Source organism: Natrinema sp. HArc-T2 (assembly GCF_041821085.1).
GTDB lineage: Archaea > Halobacteriota > Halobacteria > Halobacteriales > Natrialbaceae > Natrinema.
Genome location: NZ_JBGUAZ010000003.1, coordinates 601,915 through 619,291, shown reverse-complemented (window position 1 = coordinate 619,291; position 17,377 = coordinate 601,915). Strand labels below are relative to the sequence as shown.

At 62.7% G+C, this 17,377-nt stretch carries 15 protein-coding genes and 1 pseudogene; 7 read left to right on the top strand and 9 right to left on the bottom strand.

Going from position 1 to position 17,377, the window contains the following annotated elements; genetic code table 11:
• Positions 1–87: 87 nt before the first annotated feature.
• The 5 genes from ACERI1_RS10675 (at position 88) to bioD (ending at position 5,951) form a co-directional block, all read left to right on the top strand.
• Complete coding sequence (locus ACERI1_RS10675; RefSeq protein WP_373618131.1) at positions 88–1,614, top strand: amidase; 1,527 nt, start codon at positions 88–90, stop codon at positions 1,612–1,614.
• A gap of 67 nt (positions 1,615–1,681) precedes the next feature.
• A complete protein-coding gene (bioB, locus tag ACERI1_RS10670) occupies positions 1,682–2,788 on the top strand; it encodes a biotin synthase BioB (protein ID WP_373618130.1) in 1,107 nt (368 codons plus the stop codon).
• Positions 2,789–2,815: 27 nt separating this feature from the next.
• Complete coding sequence (locus ACERI1_RS10665; RefSeq protein ID WP_373618129.1) at positions 2,816–3,874, top strand: transcriptional regulator; 1,059 nt, start codon at positions 2,816–2,818, stop codon at positions 3,872–3,874.
• Positions 3,875–4,032: 158 nt separating this feature from the next.
• Complete coding sequence (locus ACERI1_RS10660; RefSeq protein WP_373618128.1) at positions 4,033–5,256, top strand: aminotransferase class I/II-fold pyridoxal phosphate-dependent enzyme; 1,224 nt, start codon at positions 4,033–4,035, stop codon at positions 5,254–5,256.
• On the top strand, positions 5,253–5,951 hold the full coding sequence (gene bioD / locus ACERI1_RS10655; protein ID WP_373618127.1) for a dethiobiotin synthase: 699 nt from the start codon (positions 5,253–5,255) through the stop codon (positions 5,949–5,951). The genes ACERI1_RS10660 and bioD overlap by 4 nt, the downstream gene beginning before the upstream one ends.
• 8 nt (positions 5,952–5,959) lie before the next feature.
• On the opposite strand, the gene ACERI1_RS10650 is transcribed toward bioD, so the two are convergent.
• The 3 genes and pseudogenes from ACERI1_RS10650 to ACERI1_RS10640 form a co-directional block, all read right to left on the bottom strand.
• A complete protein-coding gene (locus ACERI1_RS10650) occupies positions 5,960–6,157 on the bottom strand; it encodes a hypothetical protein (protein ID WP_008012448.1) in 198 nt (65 codons plus the stop codon).
• A gap of 140 nt (positions 6,158–6,297) precedes the next feature.
• Positions 6,298–7,749, bottom strand: a complete 1,452-nt coding sequence (locus ACERI1_RS10645) for a replication factor C large subunit (RefSeq protein ID WP_373618126.1) — start codon at positions 7,747–7,749, stop codon at positions 6,298–6,300.
• A 43-nt stretch (positions 7,750–7,792) separates the two neighbouring features.
• Positions 7,793–8,044, bottom strand: a pseudogene (locus ACERI1_RS10640) (hypothetical protein); the annotation flags it as partial.
• A gap of 169 nt (positions 8,045–8,213) precedes the next feature.
• On the opposite strand from ACERI1_RS10640, the gene ACERI1_RS10635 reads away from it, so the two are divergent.
• Positions 8,214–9,086: a NotI family restriction endonuclease gene (locus ACERI1_RS10635; protein ID WP_373618124.1), complete on the top strand. Its 873-nt coding sequence runs from the start codon at positions 8,214–8,216 to the stop codon at positions 9,084–9,086.
• 148 nt (positions 9,087–9,234) lie between these two features.
• Here ACERI1_RS10635 and ACERI1_RS10630 read toward each other — a convergent pair whose 3' ends face one another.
• From ACERI1_RS10630 to ACERI1_RS10605, 6 genes are all read right to left on the bottom strand, one after another.
• A complete protein-coding gene (locus ACERI1_RS10630) occupies positions 9,235–11,388 on the bottom strand; it encodes a hypothetical protein (RefSeq protein ID WP_373618123.1) in 2,154 nt (717 codons plus the stop codon).
• A complete protein-coding gene (locus ACERI1_RS10625; protein WP_373618121.1) occupies positions 11,381–11,524 on the bottom strand; it encodes a hypothetical protein in 144 nt (47 codons plus the stop codon). The genes ACERI1_RS10630 and ACERI1_RS10625 overlap by 8 nt, the downstream gene beginning before the upstream one ends.
• 151 nt (positions 11,525–11,675) lie before the next feature.
• Positions 11,676–12,278 carry a hypothetical protein gene (locus ACERI1_RS10620; RefSeq protein ID WP_373618120.1) on the bottom strand — a complete coding sequence of 201 codons (603 nt, stop codon included), beginning with the start codon at positions 12,276–12,278 and terminating at the stop codon, positions 11,676–11,678.
• Positions 12,279–12,469: 191 nt separating this feature from the next.
• A complete protein-coding gene (locus ACERI1_RS10615; protein ID WP_373618119.1) occupies positions 12,470–13,825 on the bottom strand; it encodes a hemolysin family protein in 1,356 nt (451 codons plus the stop codon).
• Between the two features lie 228 nt (positions 13,826–14,053).
• Positions 14,054–14,689, bottom strand: a complete 636-nt coding sequence (locus ACERI1_RS10610) for a metal-dependent hydrolase (RefSeq protein ID WP_373618118.1) — start codon at positions 14,687–14,689, stop codon at positions 14,054–14,056.
• Positions 14,690–14,763: 74 nt separating this feature from the next.
• Complete coding sequence (locus ACERI1_RS10605; protein WP_373618117.1) at positions 14,764–16,332, bottom strand: ABC1 kinase family protein; 1,569 nt, start codon at positions 16,330–16,332, stop codon at positions 14,764–14,766.
• Between the two features lie 181 nt (positions 16,333–16,513).
• Between ACERI1_RS10605 and ACERI1_RS10600 the strand changes: the two genes are divergently transcribed.
• Positions 16,514–17,224, top strand: coding sequence for a helix-turn-helix domain-containing protein (locus ACERI1_RS10600; RefSeq protein WP_373618116.1), 711 nt, complete (start codon positions 16,514–16,516; stop codon positions 17,222–17,224).
• Positions 17,225–17,377: the final 153 nt, after the last annotated feature.

Sequence of the window (17,377 nt, the reverse complement as noted above, 5' to 3'; positions counted from 1 at the left end):
CATCCCTCGGCGGGAGATCCAATCGACCCTCGAGCGTCGACGCTCCGGCGAATCTTTTTGTTCATTGTTGTCGACTACCGTGATCGTATGCCAGAATCACCACCGAACGTCCAGCCGCCGACGCCGGCGGAGATCCGCGAGTACGCACGACGCCATCACATCGATCTGACCGATCAAGAGGTCGAAGACTTCGAAGCCGCCATCGCAGAGACACTTCTGGGCTACGAGCGATTGGATCGACTTCCTGACTATCGACCCCGCCTCGAATACACCGACCGCGATCCCGGCTACCGGCCGGGACCCGACGAAGATCCGCTCAACGCCTTCGTCACGAAGTGCGAAGTAAGGGGCGCGGACGACGGCCCGCTCGAGGGCTACGAGGTCGGGCTCAAAGACAACGTCAATCTGGCCGGCGTCGAGCTGACGCTCGGCTCGAAGCTCTTCGAGGGATACGTTCCGTCGACGGACGCGACGATCGTGACGCGGCTACTCGACGCCGGTGCGACCATCACCGGGAAACTCAACATGGAAGACATGGCGTTTTCCGGAAGCGGCGAACTCTCCGCGACCGGGCCGGTACTGAACCCCGTCGACTCGGACTACATCGCGGGTGGGTCCTCGTCGGGGTCGGCAGCAGCCGTCGGCAACGGCGATGTCGACGTCGCTATCGGCGGCGATCAGGGCGGCTCGGTTCGAATCCCCGCCGCGTGGAGCGGCCTCGTCGGACACAAGCCCACCCACAGTCTGGTTCCGTACACCGGGATCGCCGGGCTCGGTCGCTCGTTCGACCACGCCGGACCGATCTGTTCGACCGTCGACGACTGCGCGCGAGTACTGAACGTGATCGCCGGAGCGGACGGCCTCGACCCTCGCCAGGGAGCCGTGCCGACCGACGACTACCGCGAAGCGCTTTCGGACGATCCGTCGGACGTGACCGTCGGTGTTCTCGAGGAGGGGTTCGGACACGAGGTCAGTGAGTCGGGCGTCGACGACACCGTTCGCGACGCGCTCACCGCGTTCGAGGACGCCGGCGCGACGGTGACGGAGGTCTCCGTGCCGATGCACCTCGATGGCCTAACCATCTGGAACGCTATCGCCCTCGAGGAGACGGCCGCGACGGTCGACAGCGAGGGCGTCGGCCACTACGGGAAGGGCTTCTACGATACGCAACTGGCCGATGCGTTCGGGCGAGCGCGGCGCGCACAGGCCGACGACTACATCACGACGCTGAAGCTCACGCTCGTCCTCGGCGAGTACCTCGCGGACGAGTACCGCGGCCACTACTACGCGAAAGCACAGAATCTCAGCCGACAACTGGCGGAAAAATATGACGATGCGCTCGCTGACGTTGACGTCCTCGCGATGCCCACGACGCCACAGACCGCCCACGAGGTCGACGAGTCGATCTCACGCCTCGAGGCGATCGACCGTGCGCTCAATATGCTTCACAACACGTCCCCGTTCGACGTGACCGGCCATCCGGCGACGTCGGTGCCTGCTGGGACGGCAGACGGGTTGCCGGTCGGGCTCATGCTGATTGGGGAACGGTTCGACGACGCGACGGTGCTCTCGAGCGCGCACGCGTTCGAGCAGAGCGTCGAAACCGGCCTGTAAGCGACGAACGATCACGAGATCGTGACCGTCCAAAAACATTATATACTCGTTAACCACCATTCTGAGTGTGGTTTACGAGACTGGAAACGAGACGGTCGACGACGCACTCGAGCGGGTCGTGGCCGGCGAGCGACTCGACCGGACCGACGGGTTGGCGCTGATGGCCCAGCCGGTCGACGTCCTCGCCGAAGCCGGTGCGGCCGTGCGCGATCACTTCGGTGACGGCACGGTCGACGCCTGCTCGATCGTCAACGCGAAAGCGGGCAACTGCGCCGAGGACTGTGGGTTCTGTGCGCAGTCGGTCCACTTCGACACCGGCATCGAAACCTACGGCTTCCTCGGCCCGGAGAAGGTCCTCGAGGCCGCGAAACGCGCCGAACGCGACGGTGCCCAGCGCTTCGGGATCGTCGTCGCGGAGAAAGGCGTCTCGAAGGAACACCGGCCCGAGGAGTGGGCGGAGGTCATCGAGTCGATCCGCCTCGTGCGCGACGAGTGTGATCTCGAGGTCGACGCCTCCCTCGGGATCCTCACCGAGGAAGAGGCCGCGATCCTTGCCGACGAGGGGATCAACCACTACAATCACAACATCGAGACCTCGCCGAACTACTTCCCCGAGATCGTCGACACCCACAGCTTCGAGGATCGAGTGAAGACCCTCGAAGTCGCCAAAGAGGCCGGCATGGACCTCTGTGCGGGCGTCATCCTCGGCATGGGCGAGACCCCGACCGACCGCGTCGAGGCTGCCATCGCGTTGCAGGATATCGGTATCTCCTCGCTGCCGGTCAACGTTCTCAACCCGGTCGAGGGAACGCCGCTGTACGAACAGGGGGCCGACATCTCGACCGAAGAGATCGTCAAGACGGTCGCGGTGTACAAACTCCTGCATCCCGAATCGCGGGTCCGCCTGACCGGTGGCCGCGAGGTCAACCTCGCACCCGACGAGCAGCACCTGCCGCTGGAAGCCGGCGCGGACGGCTTGCTCACCGGCGACTACCTCACGACCGAGGGCCAGTCGCCCGGCGAGGACATCGAGATCATCGAACGCGCGGGGCTCGAGCCCAACCGGGAGACCAACGAGTTCGATCCCGAGGAAGTGAAGACCCGCCACAGCGACGCCGCGGAGTCGTCGACCGAGGCGGCAGCGAGTACAGGCGCAGAACCGAGCGACGACTGATTCAAGACACGACAGATCATGACAATCATGGACGAAGTTACGTTTGCGGTACTCGGAACCGGTGGTATCGGCCGACGAGCACTCGAAGTGAGCCAGCACAAAGACGCCCTGACACCCGTCGCGGCGTGTGACCGCCACGGGGTCGCGATCGATTTCGACGGTCTCGACGTCGACGAACTGCTCGAGGCAACCGAGGGCAACATTGATAACGAGGTTGCAACTGACGGCGGAGCGGACGCCGCGACCGCCGAAGGCGGCGTCAAACAACACGGCGAAGAGCTCGGTGTCGTCGCCTCCGAGCAGGCCCGTCCCAGCGAGGATTCGATCCAGGACATCATCGACCACGGTGACCAGATCGACGCCGTCCTGCTCGCGCTGCCCAACTACGAACACGACTTCATCCCACGGACCGCCGAGCGGTTCATCGAGGGAGACTACTCCGGGGTCATGATCGACGTGCTCAAACGCTCGCGCGTGATTGACATGCTCGACGACCGCCGCGAGGCGTTCGAGGACGCCGGCATCACCTTCATCTGTGGCGCGGGCGCGACGCCCGGCCTGCTGACCGGCGCGGCGGCACTCGCTGCCCAGTCGTTCGTCGAGGTCACCGACGTCGACATCCACTGGGGCGTCGGCCTCAAATCCGGCTACGAGGACAACCGCGGCACCGTCCGCGAGGACATCGCTCACCTCCCCGAGTACGACATCGAGACCGCGCGCGACCTCTCCGAAGACGAGATCGAAGAAATCATCGACGACCACAATGGCGTCATCGAGTTCGAAGACATGGAACACGCAGACGACGTGTTACTCGAGCGTGCGGGCATCTGCGACGCCGAGGACGTCACGGTCGGCGGCATCCTCGACGTGTACAACGACGAGAAGCCGACGACGACCACAGTGCGTGTTACTGGCCGGACATTCGACGGCGAGACCGCGACGAACACCTTCCAGCTCGGCGATGAGACGAGCATGGAAGCGAACGTCAACGGGCCCGCGCTGGGCTATCTGAAAGCCGGCGTGCGACGGAACCGTGCCGGTGAGTACGGCGTCTTCGGCCCCGCCGAATTGATGCCCGGCTTCTGACGACAGCGGGACGAGCTTCTTCGCCCTTTCTATGAGATGAATACACACGATGGCACGAAATCGTTGCGTCCCGGCGATGAGCCGACCGAACCGAGCCGAACCCGCCGATCGATCCGAATCGTGAGAGTCAAACCGTGGCGCTGAGTCCGTTTAGCCGAATGGCCGACCGTGGGTTCGACCTCGAGAAGCGACTCGAGACTCTCGAGGAACACGACTTGAAACGCTCGCTTTCGCCCGTCGATCGGGTCGCCGAGCGCGGCTACTTCGCCGAGCCCTCGGGCGGCGACCTGCCCGTGCTCGATTCGGCGGAGGCGCTTGTGTTTGCCTCGAACAACTATCTAGGGCTGACGGACGACCAGCGGGTCCAAGACGCCGCACGGCAGGCTGCCGCGACCGTGGGCACGGGAGCCGGCGCGAGCCGGCTCGTCACGGGCGACACGATGGTCCACCGGGACCTAGAGCGGCTGCTCGCCGAGACGAAAGGAACCGAGCGCGCGCTGGCCTTTTCGTCGGGCTACGCCGCGAACGTCGGGACGATCACGGCGCTCGAGCCGGATGTCGTCTTCTCCGACGAACTCAATCACGCGAGCATCATCGACGGCTGTCGGCTCGCCGACGCCGAGACCGTCGTCTACGATCACTGTGACGCGGCGAGTCTGCGATCGAAGCTCGCGGAACGCGCCGAGCAGACGAGACAAGACGGCAGAGCGCCAGCCGACGAATCCTTGCTGATCGTCACCGACTCGGTGTTCAGCATGGACGGCACCGTCGCCCCGCTCGCGGCGATCTGTGACGCCGCCGAGGAGTACGGCGCGTGGGTAATGGTCGACGAGGCCCACGCGACCGGCCTCTACGCGAACGGCGGCGGAGTCGTTCAGGCCGAAGGACTCGAGGACCGGGTTCAGATCCAGATGGGCACGCTCTCGAAGGCGCTGGCCAGTCAGGGCGGTTACGTCGCCGGCAGTACCGAACTGATCGAGTGTTTGATCAACGACGCACGTTCGTTCGTCTTCTCGACGGGACTTGCGCCGACGGCGGCCGCCGCTGCGAGCGAGGCGTTGCATATCGCCCGTCACAGCGACGTCCGTGATCGTCTCTGGGAGAACGTCGCCCACCTCCGTGATGGCCTCGAGACGATGGGCTTCGAGGTGTGGGGCAACTCCCAGATCCTGCCCGTGGTCATCGGCGACCGACAGGACGCACTCGCGCTCGCAGACGGGATCCGCGAACGGGACGTCGTCGCGCCGGCGATTCGACCGCCGACGGTTCCCGAGGGAACCAGTCGGATTCGCGTCGTCCCGATGGCAACGCACGATCAGGACGACGTCATCGCCTGTCTCGAGGCGTTCCGCGCCGCGGGTAAGGAGGTCGGGATCCTGTGAGTGCGACCCAGCCGATCGCCGTCGTCGGCACCGGAACCGGCGTCGGGAAGACGGTCATCACGGCCGGACTCACGCGCGCGCTTCGCGAGGCCGGCCACGACGCGCGAGCGATCAAGCCGGCCCAGACGGGCCATCCGCCCGACGACGATGCGGAATTCGTCGCCACGGCCTGTGAGGATCCCGACGCTGCGACCTGTCCCCGCTATCTCGGGCCGGCGCTGGCCCCGCGGGTCGCAGCCGAGGTCGCCGACGAATCACTCACGTACGAGACGATCCGGACCGCCTGCGAGCGCGAAATCGACGCAACGCCGGTTCCGCTCGTCGAGGGGATCGGCGGCTTGCGGGTGCCACTGGCCGGCGACCGCGAGGTGATCGACCTTGTCGCCGACCTCGAGGCCACGGCGGTCGTCGTCACGCGATCGGGACTGGGAACGCTCAACCACACCGCGCTTTCGATCGACGCACTCGAGGCCCGCGGAATCGACATCGTCGGCATCGTCTGCAACGAGTACGCCGGCGAGACGGTCGCCGAACGGACCAACCCCACCGAACTCGAGCGCATGACCGGCTACGAAGTCGAGACAGTGCCGCCGCTGGCTGACAATGCTCCTTCGGATCCGCGTCAGATGGCTAGTGGCGTCGGGGATGCACTGTCGCCGGCGTTCCGTGAGTTACTGCCGGTAGAAAGCAGCTAATTACACCCTCAGGCCGACGGCGCTGGCCGCTCTTCGTCGACTGTCGACTGCTCGCTCTCCGATGGTAGTGGCCTATCCTCGACGTGGCCGTCGACGAGATGTGACACTACTTCGGACTTCCGATGTTCGACCTCGAGGTGAACCCGGAGGTCGGTTCGGTCGGTGTACGTTTCCGTACAAAGCGGGCAGCGACGTGGTTCTGTCATTCGGGCGGTCACCAACAGCCACTCTCACCGTTCATCGACGTAATAGTGTCGATCAGTAAGATATCCTAGCACTCTGTAGCGAATTGAACATGCCGATCAGCCCCTGAGCGACGCTCAACGGTCGCAGTGAGGCCACTAGCCTACATAAAGTCGCTCAGGCCGGATTGGTCGCCGTCCGGTTCGTCGGTTGCCGCTGAGTCGGCAGCCGCCGAGCCCGCCTGCGTCTGCTCTCCCTCGGCGTCACTCTCGCGTTGCTCGGTCGTGTCCTCGCTCGAGGCCTCGGCCTCGAAGAAGGCATTGCCCGAGTGTTCGACCGCCTGCTCGGTTTTCAGTTCGTCGGCGTCCGCGACGATCGACTCGACCTTGTTGGTGTCTTTTCCGCTGCCAGTGATAAACGAGACCTCAGCTTCGTCGAGGTCGTAGGCTGCCGCCATCCGGACGGTCAGGTCTCGATTTCGGCAGTGGTGTGTCATCGCCGAGAGGAACGGGAGGATCTCGCGGCGGACGGTGGCGACGCTTGCGCCTTCGCGCTCGGCGATGCGTTCGGCGATCGCATCGCGGGTGTTCCGGGTTCCCTTGGTGCGACCGAGCTTCGACCAGTAGCTCGGTGGGTTATAGCGGGTCCAGCCGCCCTTGCTGCCGCGTCTGGAGGCGGCGACGCCGGCGGTCATGTTGTCCGTCGCGTACCGCCAGTACGAGTAGTCCTGTGTGGCCCGCACACGGCCCAACCAGCGATCGGCGTTCGAGAGGAACTCGTAGGCATCGGCCAGTTCAGCGCCGGCGTAATCCTTCGGGACGTTGTCCTCGATCCAGTTCAACAGCTCGTCGGGGGTCTCGTCGACGTCGTATGAGGCACGCAGCGCACCTTCGGCGTCTTTCTCCTTGATCAGGTCGTCGAGGAAGTCGAAGATCCCCTCGGTGGTGTCGCGCTCGCTCGTGACTACGTCTTCGACGGTCAGCCGTTCGGTCTCCTCGGCGACCGCCTGCAGGTCGTTGACTGCCGAGCGCAGGTCGCCGCTGGTCGACTCGGCGATCTTCGCTAAGGCTTCCTCCTCGAACTCGACGCCTTCGCGCCGACAGATGTCCCGCAGGACGGGCACGATCGAGCGCTTCGAGACGTCGCGAAACTCGATCGTCTCGCAGGCGTTGCGCAGCGACTGGCTCATGTCGTAGAACTCGTTTGCCACGAGTACGATCGGCTGATTGGCGTCCTTGACGACGCGGGTCACCTCCCGCGAGCCGCCGTAGTCGGCGTTACCGTGGAAGTTGTCTGCCTCGTCTAAGATCACCAGTCGGCGGCCCGCTTCGCCGCCAGTCAACGTGCCGCTTTTGGCGGCCTCGCCGGCGATCCGCTCGATGACGTCCGCCCCCCGACTGTCGCTGGCGTTGAGTTCCATCACTGGCCAGCCCATGTCACCGGCCAGCGCGTGGGCGGCGGAGGTCTTCCCGACACCGGGGCTGCCGTGGACGATCACCGACTTCCGGTGCTCGTCCCAGGTTTCGGCCCACTCCTCGAGTTTGTCGCGGGCTTTGTTGTTGCCGCGTACCTCCGACAGCGTCGTCGGGCGGTACTTCTCCGTCCAGTCGCTCATTGCATCGTGGTAAGGGTGAGCCGCGTTTAGTGGTTGCGGAGCCTCACTCCTCGTGCTCGTCGACCGTCTTCAGGTCCAAACATGATGTGACGTCCTCGTACGTCTCGTCGCTTGAGTCGATGGTCTCTCCATTCGACTCAACGAGGTGAAGTGCGTCGAACGGTGCGCACCCGTGGTCTTCCACATATGTCGCCACCGTAACGACCGTCTCCACGTTACCGCGTACCGCGACGAGGTTGGCGGCGTTCGAAACGACGCGGTCGGTATCACGTTCCTCGCGGGAGGCGACCACCAAGAACGTCATGCACAGCCGATCGCACGATAGTTGTGCGATCAGTGTGTCACTCGTTTCTGTTGGTACTCTCGTGCGGCAGCGTTCCTCGAATCGAAATGCGAAGGTTCTCTCGACGCCGGCAAGCCATCAACTCGTTGGGATTTATGGGCCGTCCATAGTAGGGTATGCTATGGCAGATAGTCAGGATTCTCCCTTATTCCGCGAGGCCTATACCTATCATTCCGAAGAACGGGTCGATGACCGGTACGAGCGCGTACTAGAAACGAAATCTGGCAGTGACATCTGGTCGAGTCCCTGTGAATACCTGGGGTACGGCTGTACGAAGTCGACGAGCAAAGACGACGAACACGGAATGACACGACCACTCGGCGTCTGCAGTGCATCATCGCCGGACGGACACGCCGTCATCACCTGTCCTGACCGATTCAAATCGACGAAGGTCTACCAGGACCTGAAAGATTATCTCTTCCCCAACACGGAGTACTCCTTCCACGTGCTGGAAGAACGGAGCCTTGGAAACACGGGTCGTGTCGATCTCATCCCCGTCGTGCACGACGATGGTGACATCAAGGACTTCGCAGCGATAGAAATCCAATCCTCATACTTCTCAGGGGACAGCATTCGTCCCGAGTTCAATGAGTACATGGACGATATTAACGAGGGAAAACCGCCACTCCCTCCAAAAGACGCCCGGCAGATGGATTACCGCAGCTGTATCGACAAGCGCCTCCTCCCGCAGATCGAGGAGAAAATCGAGGTCACCGAAGCGTGGGGCAAGCCTCTCGGGGCGATTGTACAGACGATTGCGTTCGAGAATTCACAGTTCGTACAGCGCATCGACCGCGTCCCGGAAGACGAAGCCACGTTCTACTGGTTCGTGTACGACTACGTCGAGGACACCCCGCAGTACCGATTGGAGCTGAACCAGATATTCCCAACGACGTACGAGGCGATGGAAGCGGCCATCGGTGCGTCGAAGGCACCGGCGCTCGAGGAGTTCGCGAACAGCCTCGAAGACCGTCTTTCCCGTGAACGCCGTTAGGAACTCGTGTTCGACAGCGCCGAGTAAGAGTGTCGGCCAACACGGGCCAGACCGCGGTCGGACTCGAGACGCTGGCACCAGCGGTGACGCCGTTGAGATGCGCTCGAGTCTGTACTGACTGGTGTTCGGTATAAGAGTTGAAGCGGCGTTAGAACGCTTCGTCGTTGAGTTCGTCAATCAGTGGTTGGATGTTCGCCATCGCATCACGCTCGCTCACCTCGTCGCCATCGTCGTCAGTGATGCTCTCGTATTTCGAGTATTCAGTCATGCAGGTACCGTACGCCACGACAGAGGCGTCCAACCGGGAGAGGTCGTCGTCATCAGACTCGTGGAACGTCCGAATACGGTCACGCGTCACCGCCTCGATTGTATTGTAGATTTCACTCCAGTCGCCCTCCGGTTTCTTGTGGTCTTTGCGACACACAATCACGCTATCGAGCAGCACGGCTCGCTGCCCTTTGATATGTACGCTAAGGCGATTCTCACCACGAACAGGATACGTCGTCACGACGCGGAACCCTGCCCCGTCAATCGCTTCGAGAACAGCGCCCCAGGCTTTGGGCTGTTTGTGGTGGAACGTAAATGCAAGCGGGCCATCCGCTTTCAGCACGTCGAACGAGGACTCGAAGACGTTCTGGAGGAGTCGTCGGTAATCGTCAAGTGACTTCTCACGTGTCCGATTCCCGACTGCTTCCGCGTCGGACACGACAGAGTCGCGTGAGAAAATCTCCGGGAAGTCTTGCTCAAGACTCTGCTTCTGCCAGACGTAGAAGAAATCGGCAAGCTCACTGTACTGAACCGAGTCGTAGTACGGTGGATCGGTAATGACCGCATCAACTTCACCGGAGAGTTCGTCTACGAATGGGAGAGCGGCGCTATCGCCACAATTGAGGTAGTGAGTCTTATCCCCCTCCAGTAGTTCCGAGACAGAATCAGCTGGCCGTCCACCGATCTGCTCCCCGCTGATGGACTTCTTCTCTTTTACCGTCCCATCGTCGTTCAATACACGTTCGATGGGATTGTGCTGGTAGTCGAGGGCCTTCTTCAGACGATACTCGTAGAGATACCGGAACGTTCCGCTCTGTCGCCCTTTCGTTCCGAGCGGGTTGTTCTCGAGCGGCTCACCGGGATGGACATACGCATGGTGGCTAAAGATGTGCCGAACCGCACCCGGTCCACGCGGATCTGCACCTTTGTAGGAGCAGAACATGTTGTTGAACTCGAGCGTCGCAGAGAACGTCAGCGTGAGGTAGTGCCGGGAAAGGTCGTCATCAACGTCTTTGATGTTGGTGAGGAGCGTTCCGAGCGCGAGCAGTTGCCGAGCGTTGAACAGCTGCGTCCATTCGGTGTAATTCCGGTTGTGCAGGTCACGAGTCTTCTCACCGCCTTCCGGTATCTTCTGGTCGGGAAGCGGCAGTGACTCCGCTCGCTCCCGAAAGCGCTCTCGAGCTGCTTTGAGGCGTTCGATGTCGTATTCTCCGAACGTCCGGAACGCACTCTCTTCACAGTCTTTGCAGTGATATTTCACCGCGTATGGTTCGTATGCCGGACGCTCACCGCCGTTGAACACCACGCTCGGAGTATCAACAGGGACATGGACGTCTTCTCGGGTGGCATCGAACGAGTGCTCGCACTCCCCGCAAACTGCGTTGGCAGGATCGTCGACTTCACTGAGTCCGTGACACTCCGGACAGACAACCGTGGCGCCGCCGTTCCGGTCGTGATCGACAACCAGCGTATCGTACTTTCGCACTGTCTGTTCGCCGTCGGTGACGAGACGTACCCAGAGGTAAAACTGTGCGCCGGCGTCGTCGCCACACGACGGGCAGCGAGTACGATAGTACGGGCGGATTTCGTCGCGAGAGCGATTCATCACCTGGCGGAAGTACGTTTCCAGCAGACTCGTTTGTGGTGCGAGCCCCATTCGCGTGATGAACCAAGCTACGGGGTTCAGGTCGGATCCAACGAATTTCGCACCGACGCGTGTTGCTTCTTGACCGGTCGTCCCACCGCCCATAAAGGGGTCAAACACGACAGCGTCTTCGAAGTTACAGGTGTCGGTTACGTTCTCCCAGATTTCGTCGGCAGTAGTGCTTGGACTACTGAGCGCGGCGATGTTCAACGTGCGGAAAACGCTCCCGAGTCTGCGCGCCCACCACTTGTGCTGGTAGTTGGTCGGGCGATAGTGGTGTTTGTTGTAGGCCTCGAGTTCAGCAAGCCGATTGATCTTTTGGAACGGGATGCCCGTCTCGAGCGCCGAGGTAGGGGCAATATCCTCGAACTCCCGCATTTCGTTACTCATCGTCGACTTCGTGTTCGAGTTTTTCGAGCCGGTCAAGCACGTGGGTGAGCGCGTCGTCGTTTCCCATCTCTCCTCGTTCTTTCAGACGCTCCTTCGTACTTTCTGCAACCCGTATCGTCGTCTTGCGGTCACTCACTATTATCCACCATCGAGAGGCGAAGTATAGGTATTATGGATTGTGTGAACCGCAGCAACTATAGCAGCTGTATAGGAGCTATATTCGCTGTCCATGAGACGCTCAAAGGCCAGTAAAGGCGATGAAAGGCCGTTATGCAGCATATGCGCGGTTATCCCGACGCGCCATCAGGTCCGTCTGGTGCGAACTCGCTGAGACAGTCGCTTACGTCGGGATTTTCGTGTGTCGGGATGACCCGCTCGTAATCCGCCTGTCGGGTGGTCAGTGACGAGATGACGGTCCCGCCGCTGCCGTAGTCCGGAATTTCGATAACGATCTCGCTATCGTGCTCCCGGACGTTCGACTCCTCAGCGATCTCGAAGACAATCGTTCCAGAAAACGGGGCTGTGACGTCCTCTCCGAAGACGACGCCATCCTCGAGAAGGGTATCGCCGTAGAGTCCATCCTGATAAAACCCCGTGCTCGCGAAGGCGACGTCGCCAGCGTCGAACGTGCCGGACACTGTCGCTCGCCCACAGGAGTCGAAGGTCACGTCCAGTTTCGTCCCGTCGGTCGTCGCGGTGGGTTCGGTGGAAGAACTGTCATTGCCAGTCCCGGTTTCGTCGGTGCTCGTCGCCGAATCGTGTTCGGAATCCATGGAGTCGGTCTCGTTGGTCGGTTCGGTCGTATCGCCCGATTCGTTGCGAGCTGTGTTCAGACAGCCTGCAAGGCCCATTCCAAGTCCGGTGGTCGTGATGAACGTCCGGCGATCCATATCAGGACCAGTCCGTCTCCGACCACATAACATGTGAGATCAGACATATTCGGAGACAGTCATCGATTTCAACGTACTGCGCCAGCAGTTCGAGACGACGGTGGGCGGCTTATACGATCTGTTGTACCGATGTCTCGGTGGGCCCGCAGGGCGGTCGCGGTCCCACCGGCACTGACCGACAGGAGTCCGTATCAGTCGGACTGATCCTCGGTCTCAGGGACGGGGCGGCTGGCGAGGACGCTCGAGATGCGCGTTCCTTCCACGTCCTCGACGGCAACCTCGTAGCCGTCGACCTCGATCGTATCGCCGACGTCGGGGGCACGACCGAGGCGACTCAACACCAGCCCACCGATGGTGTCGAACGCCTCGCTCTCGAAGTCCGTCTCGAGCGTGTCGTTTACCTCTGCCAGCGAAACGCCGCCGTCGATCGCGTATCGGTCGTCCCCGAGATCGTCGATCGAGGGCTCGAGTTCGGCAACGTCGAACTCGTCTTGAATCTCGCCGACGACGACCTCGATGACGTCTTCGATCGTCAGGATGCCTTCGAACGCACCCCATTCGTCGATGACGACGGCCAACTGAACGTTCTGCCGGCGAAACTCAGACAGGACTTCGTCGACTCGGCGAGTTTCCGGGACGAAGATCACGTCTCGAGCGAGGTCTCGCGCGGTGGGTTCGCCGTCCGACGGGCCGCCAGTGTGTGCCGTCGTTTCGATCGCGTGGAGTACGTCTTTCGCGTGAACGAATCCGACCACCGGCTCGTCGGCGTCCTCGTCGACGACGGGGAAGCGAGTGTAGCTCCCGCTCGAGGCGACGGCTCGCAGCTCCGAAAGCGGCAGGTCGGCGCCGACGGTGACGACGTCGGGCCGGGGAACCATCACCTCGCGGGCGGGCGTCTCGCCCAACTCGAAGATCGCCTCGATCATCTCGACTTCGTCCATGTCGACGGCCCCCTGCTCGCCCGACTGCGAGACGATGCGGATGATCTCCTCTTGACTGTGACTTTCGTCGCGCTCGGAGGCCGGCGCAACGCCGATCAGCCGCGTAAAGAAGTTCGCCGTGCCGTTGAAGACGACGATCCCCGGGATGAAGATGTAGTAGAAGAACTTCATCGGCGCGGCGACGAGCAGTGCGATCCGCTCGGCATCCGCGATAGCCAGCGTCTTCGGTGCGAGTTCCCCGAAGACGACGTGCAGGAAGGTGATGACGCTGAACCCGATCGCGATCGAAACTAGATGGATCGAGCCCGCGGGAAGGAGCGAGCCGAGCACGGGCTCGAGCAGCGAGGCGATGGCCGGTTCGCCGACCCAGCCAAGCCCCAGCGAGGCGATCGTAATTCCGAGCTGAGTGGTCGCGAGGTAGTCGTCCAGGTTCTCCTCGGCTTCTTGAACGAGCTTCGCTGACGAGCGGCCTTCCTCGACGAGCGTTTCGATCTGTGTCGATCGGATGCGGACGTACGCGAACTCCGCAGCGACGAAAAAGCCGTTGAGAAAGACCAGAAAGAGGGCAAAGAGGAGCCGCCCGAACGAGAAGGCGAGGTCTACCATCGTCCGATCACCGTCGGTCGTATACGTCCCGATACCATCGCTGGGTCGGTCGCGAGCCGTATTCCGTGCTCGAGCCGCTGGCTTCGACCATCCGATTCGACAGAGCGAGAGACGGCGCTCGGCGGCGAGACCGACACAGTCGTCCGCGCGCCAGCAGACGCGATCATACGCGCACTTGGCACACCACTTACAAAACGGTAGCGCTGACAGCTGGCGGTCGCACGCCGGTTATCGGTTTTCGACGATGCGGACGAGGACCGCCGCGAAGCCAGCAACAGTGAGGACGAACCGCTCACCGGTCGCCGCGATGGGGAAGATCCGCTCGACGCCACCCGCGGGCTCACCGCGGGTTGGATCGAACCCCGTCCGATAGTGTGTGTTCTCGGTCGTGCCGCGAGCCGTCGATGCGGCGACGTCGCCGGCGTCGAGTTCGACGAACGTCTGGACGAGCCCGCGCTGGTCGGTCACGAGCAGTGTTCCGGAGAGGTCGTAAAAGCGGTCGTGAAGCGGCCAGAAGAGGTTGACCCCGTTGAAGAAGGCGTCGAACAGGATGTGTGCGAACAGCAGCGCCGCCAGCGTAACCCACGCGACGCGCGGGGCGGCGTCGCCCCATCGCCTGCGGACAAGCGACTCCTCGCGGATCGCGCCGTCCCACAGCAAGACGGCAGCGGGAACGAGGACGATCCAGATGTTGTGTAACGCCGCCCGATGCGTTCCGAGCATGACGATTCCGAGCAGCGTATCGAGATCGAGGAGCGCGCTCGAGCCCATCACGACCAGAATCGCGCGGGTATCGAACGCGTCGGCGAGCAACGCAGCCCCGAGCAGGCCGGCGAACGCGACGTGGACGACGGTCGATGGCACAGTTCCCCGACTCGAACTGTGAGGGCTTGACTGTTTGGGGCGGCGACACGTGACCGAGAGCTGGCGTCTGCAATTCAGCGATGGTGTCGCTTACGGACGTACTGTCCGAGAACGAGGAGCCCGAACAGCCCGACCGCGATCGCGAGCGATCCCTCGTGGAGAGTCAACACGGAGGCGGCGACGAACAGCGACCCGGCGAGGATAGCGTAGCCGACCGCCGGATCACCGCCACGGGTCGACTCGGCTGGATCGGTTTTAACGACGAGGTCACCGCGCTCGAGCTGGCCGAAGACGGTGTCAAAGCGGGCCGGGGCCCGCGCGAGGACGGGCAGTGACTCGCGCAGATCGCCGCGTACGTCCGACAGCAGCGTCTCGAGTTCGCTCTCGAGAAAGCCGTAGTCGACGAGAAACGAGCGCGTGACCTCGAGAAAATCGAACTCGGGGTCGAGTGTGCGACAGACGCCCTCACCGACCGTACCGACGCGCATGAGCAACATCACGTTCGGCGGGATGCGAAACGGGAACTCGTGGAGCCGCGCGAACAGTTCGGTGATGATCTGTCGCCACGTGATCTCCGAACGGCCCTCGAGGCTCTCGATAACCAGCTCGAGCACCCGCCGGACCTGGACCCGATCGACCGACGGATCGAGCACCTCGAGCGCGATGAGCGTGTTCAGGAGACCGTCGACGTCGCGACGGACGAGGGTTCGATAGAGCGCGGTGATGTCGGCTTGCTCTTTGTCCGTGAGCCGCTGGCTCATCCCGTAATCGTAGATGACGAGCCGGCCGTCATCGGTCACCGAGAGATTACCGGGATGGGGGTCCGCGTGGAAGACGCCGTCGACGAGTCCCATCTTCAGGTAGGTGCGGGCGATCAGCGTCGCCATCTCGGTGGGTTCGATGCCGACCTCGGCCAGCGCGCGCTCGTCGGTGATCTTCCTGCCCTCGATGTACTCCATCGCGACGACACGCTCCGAACACAGATCGGGGTAGGTTTCCGGGACGACGATCCGGTCGTTGTCTGCGAAGTTGTCGTCGATCTCCGCCATGATCGACGCCTCGCGGGCGAAGTCGAGTTCCTCGAGGATGATGTCCTCGAAGTCGCCGGCGAGGTTCTCGATCGAGTAGCGCTGGCGCTCGTCGGCGATCAGCAAGAGTAGCGGAACGAACCCCCTGATGACCCGCAGGTCGCGTTCGATCACCGCACCGATTCCGGGCCGCCGGACCTTCAGGGCGATCCGCTCGCCATCGTATGCGGCGGTGTAGACGAACGCCAGCGAGCCGCCGGCGACCGGCTCGAGCGTCTCGCGGTCGATCTCGTCGCCGAGTTCGGCGTCGACGACGGTCAGCGGGTCACCACCTGCCCCTTCTGGCACCTCGTCTTGGAGCGTCGCGAACTCCTCGACGTACGTCGGCGGGACGATGTCCGGTCGTGTCGACAGTACCTGCCCGACTTTGATGAACGCCGGCCCGAGATCCAGCATCGTTTCGGTAAGCCGCTGGGCACGATCGCGGTGGACTGCGGTCGAGACCTGCCGGGGCGGTCCGACCAACAGAAACCGCCGACGATCCCTGAGAAACGCGATCGCGAGGGGAAAGAACCGAAGGAGGACCTGAACGTACCGAAGATAGTATCCCCTCATCGCTCGTCGGAACCAGCCACCCCGATCGGACGCTCGTCCATACGTCGTGTTCGAACACTAGACACAAATACGTCAGTGCTCCGGCGGGTGATACCGCCGGGCGATCGGTCACCGTGTCGGCGGGTGCGAAATCCCAACCGGTCTCCGGTAGCTACTTGAGTCGACCGGATGACCGACGGGTATGAGCGGGCGTGGACCGAAACGGGAGCTCGCGGAGAAGATTGCCGGCGAAATCACGCTGAGCGACGACCCCGGCGCGACGCTGCGCAAATGGCGCACCGACTTCGACATCTCACAGACCGACCTCGCGGCAGAACTCGACGTCTCGTCGTCGGTGATCTCCGACTACGAGAGTGGCCGCCGAGAGAGCCCCGGCATCGGCGTCGTCGGGCGACTCGTCTCTGGACTGCTCGCGATCGACGAACGACGCGGCGGCGAGCGCATCCGGCAGTACGGTCGGGTCCTCTCGGCGGGCTTCGAGAGCGATGTCGTCTACGACCTCCGAGAGTACGCCACTTCGATCCCCCTCGCACGACTGTACGACGACCTCGAGGCGACCGAAGTGGCCTCGAGCGGCACCGATCGCGTCAGCGGTCACACCGTCATCGACAGCATCGAGGCGATCACGCGCCTCTCGAGTGAGGAGTTCTTCCGCCTCTACGGCCAGAGCACGAACCGCGTGCTCGTGTTCACCGGCGTGACCCGTGGAGAGTCGCCGCTCGTGGCGCTGCGAGTCGTCAATCCGACGCCTAACGCGGTCATCCTGCATGGCATCGAGGAAGCCGATCTCTGGGATCACGCAGCCGACCTCGCGCGGATCGACGGCTACTCGCTTGCCGTCACGAACACGCCACTCGACGACATGCTCGAGTACCTCGTCAGTCTCGAGTAGTCACAGGGCACCGCGAGACACTGGTTTTGAAGTCTGGGTCGATGGGTTCCGAGTGTGCAGTGACAATGACCGGCAGTAGCGACACGCTGTCGCTCGACCACTGGACGAGCGACTGGCTGTCGTCGGCTCGAGTACGTCGCGAAAAAACGGCTG

Coding starts and splice junctions, on each gene's coding strand:
- ACERI1_RS10600 (WP_373618116.1), top strand. CDS start 16,514: ATGAGCGGGCGTGGACCGAAACGGGAGCTCGCGGAGAAGATTGCCGGC.
- ACERI1_RS10635 (WP_373618124.1), top strand. CDS start 8,214: ATGGCAGATAGTCAGGATTCTCCCTTATTCCGCGAGGCCTATACCTAT.
- ACERI1_RS10665 (WP_373618129.1), top strand. CDS start 2,816: ATGGACGAAGTTACGTTTGCGGTACTCGGAACCGGTGGTATCGGCCGA.
- ACERI1_RS10645 (WP_373618126.1), bottom strand. CDS start 7,749: ATGAGCGACTGGACGGAGAAGTACCGCCCGACGACGCTGTCGGAGGTA.
- ACERI1_RS10605 (WP_373618117.1), bottom strand. CDS start 16,332: ATGAGGGGATACTATCTTCGGTACGTTCAGGTCCTCCTTCGGTTCTTT.
- ACERI1_RS10630 (WP_373618123.1), bottom strand. CDS start 11,388: ATGAGTAACGAAATGCGGGAGTTCGAGGATATTGCCCCTACCTCGGCG.
- ACERI1_RS10660 (WP_373618128.1), top strand. CDS start 4,033: ATGGCCGACCGTGGGTTCGACCTCGAGAAGCGACTCGAGACTCTCGAG.
- ACERI1_RS10615 (WP_373618119.1), bottom strand. CDS start 13,825: ATGGTAGACCTCGCCTTCTCGTTCGGGCGGCTCCTCTTTGCCCTCTTT.
- ACERI1_RS10620 (WP_373618120.1), bottom strand. CDS start 12,278: ATGGATCGCCGGACGTTCATCACGACCACCGGACTTGGAATGGGCCTT.
- ACERI1_RS10650 (WP_008012448.1), bottom strand. CDS start 6,157: ATGACAGAACCACGTCGCTGCCCGCTTTGTACGGAAACGTACACCGAC.
- ACERI1_RS10675 (WP_373618131.1), top strand. CDS start 88: ATGCCAGAATCACCACCGAACGTCCAGCCGCCGACGCCGGCGGAGATC.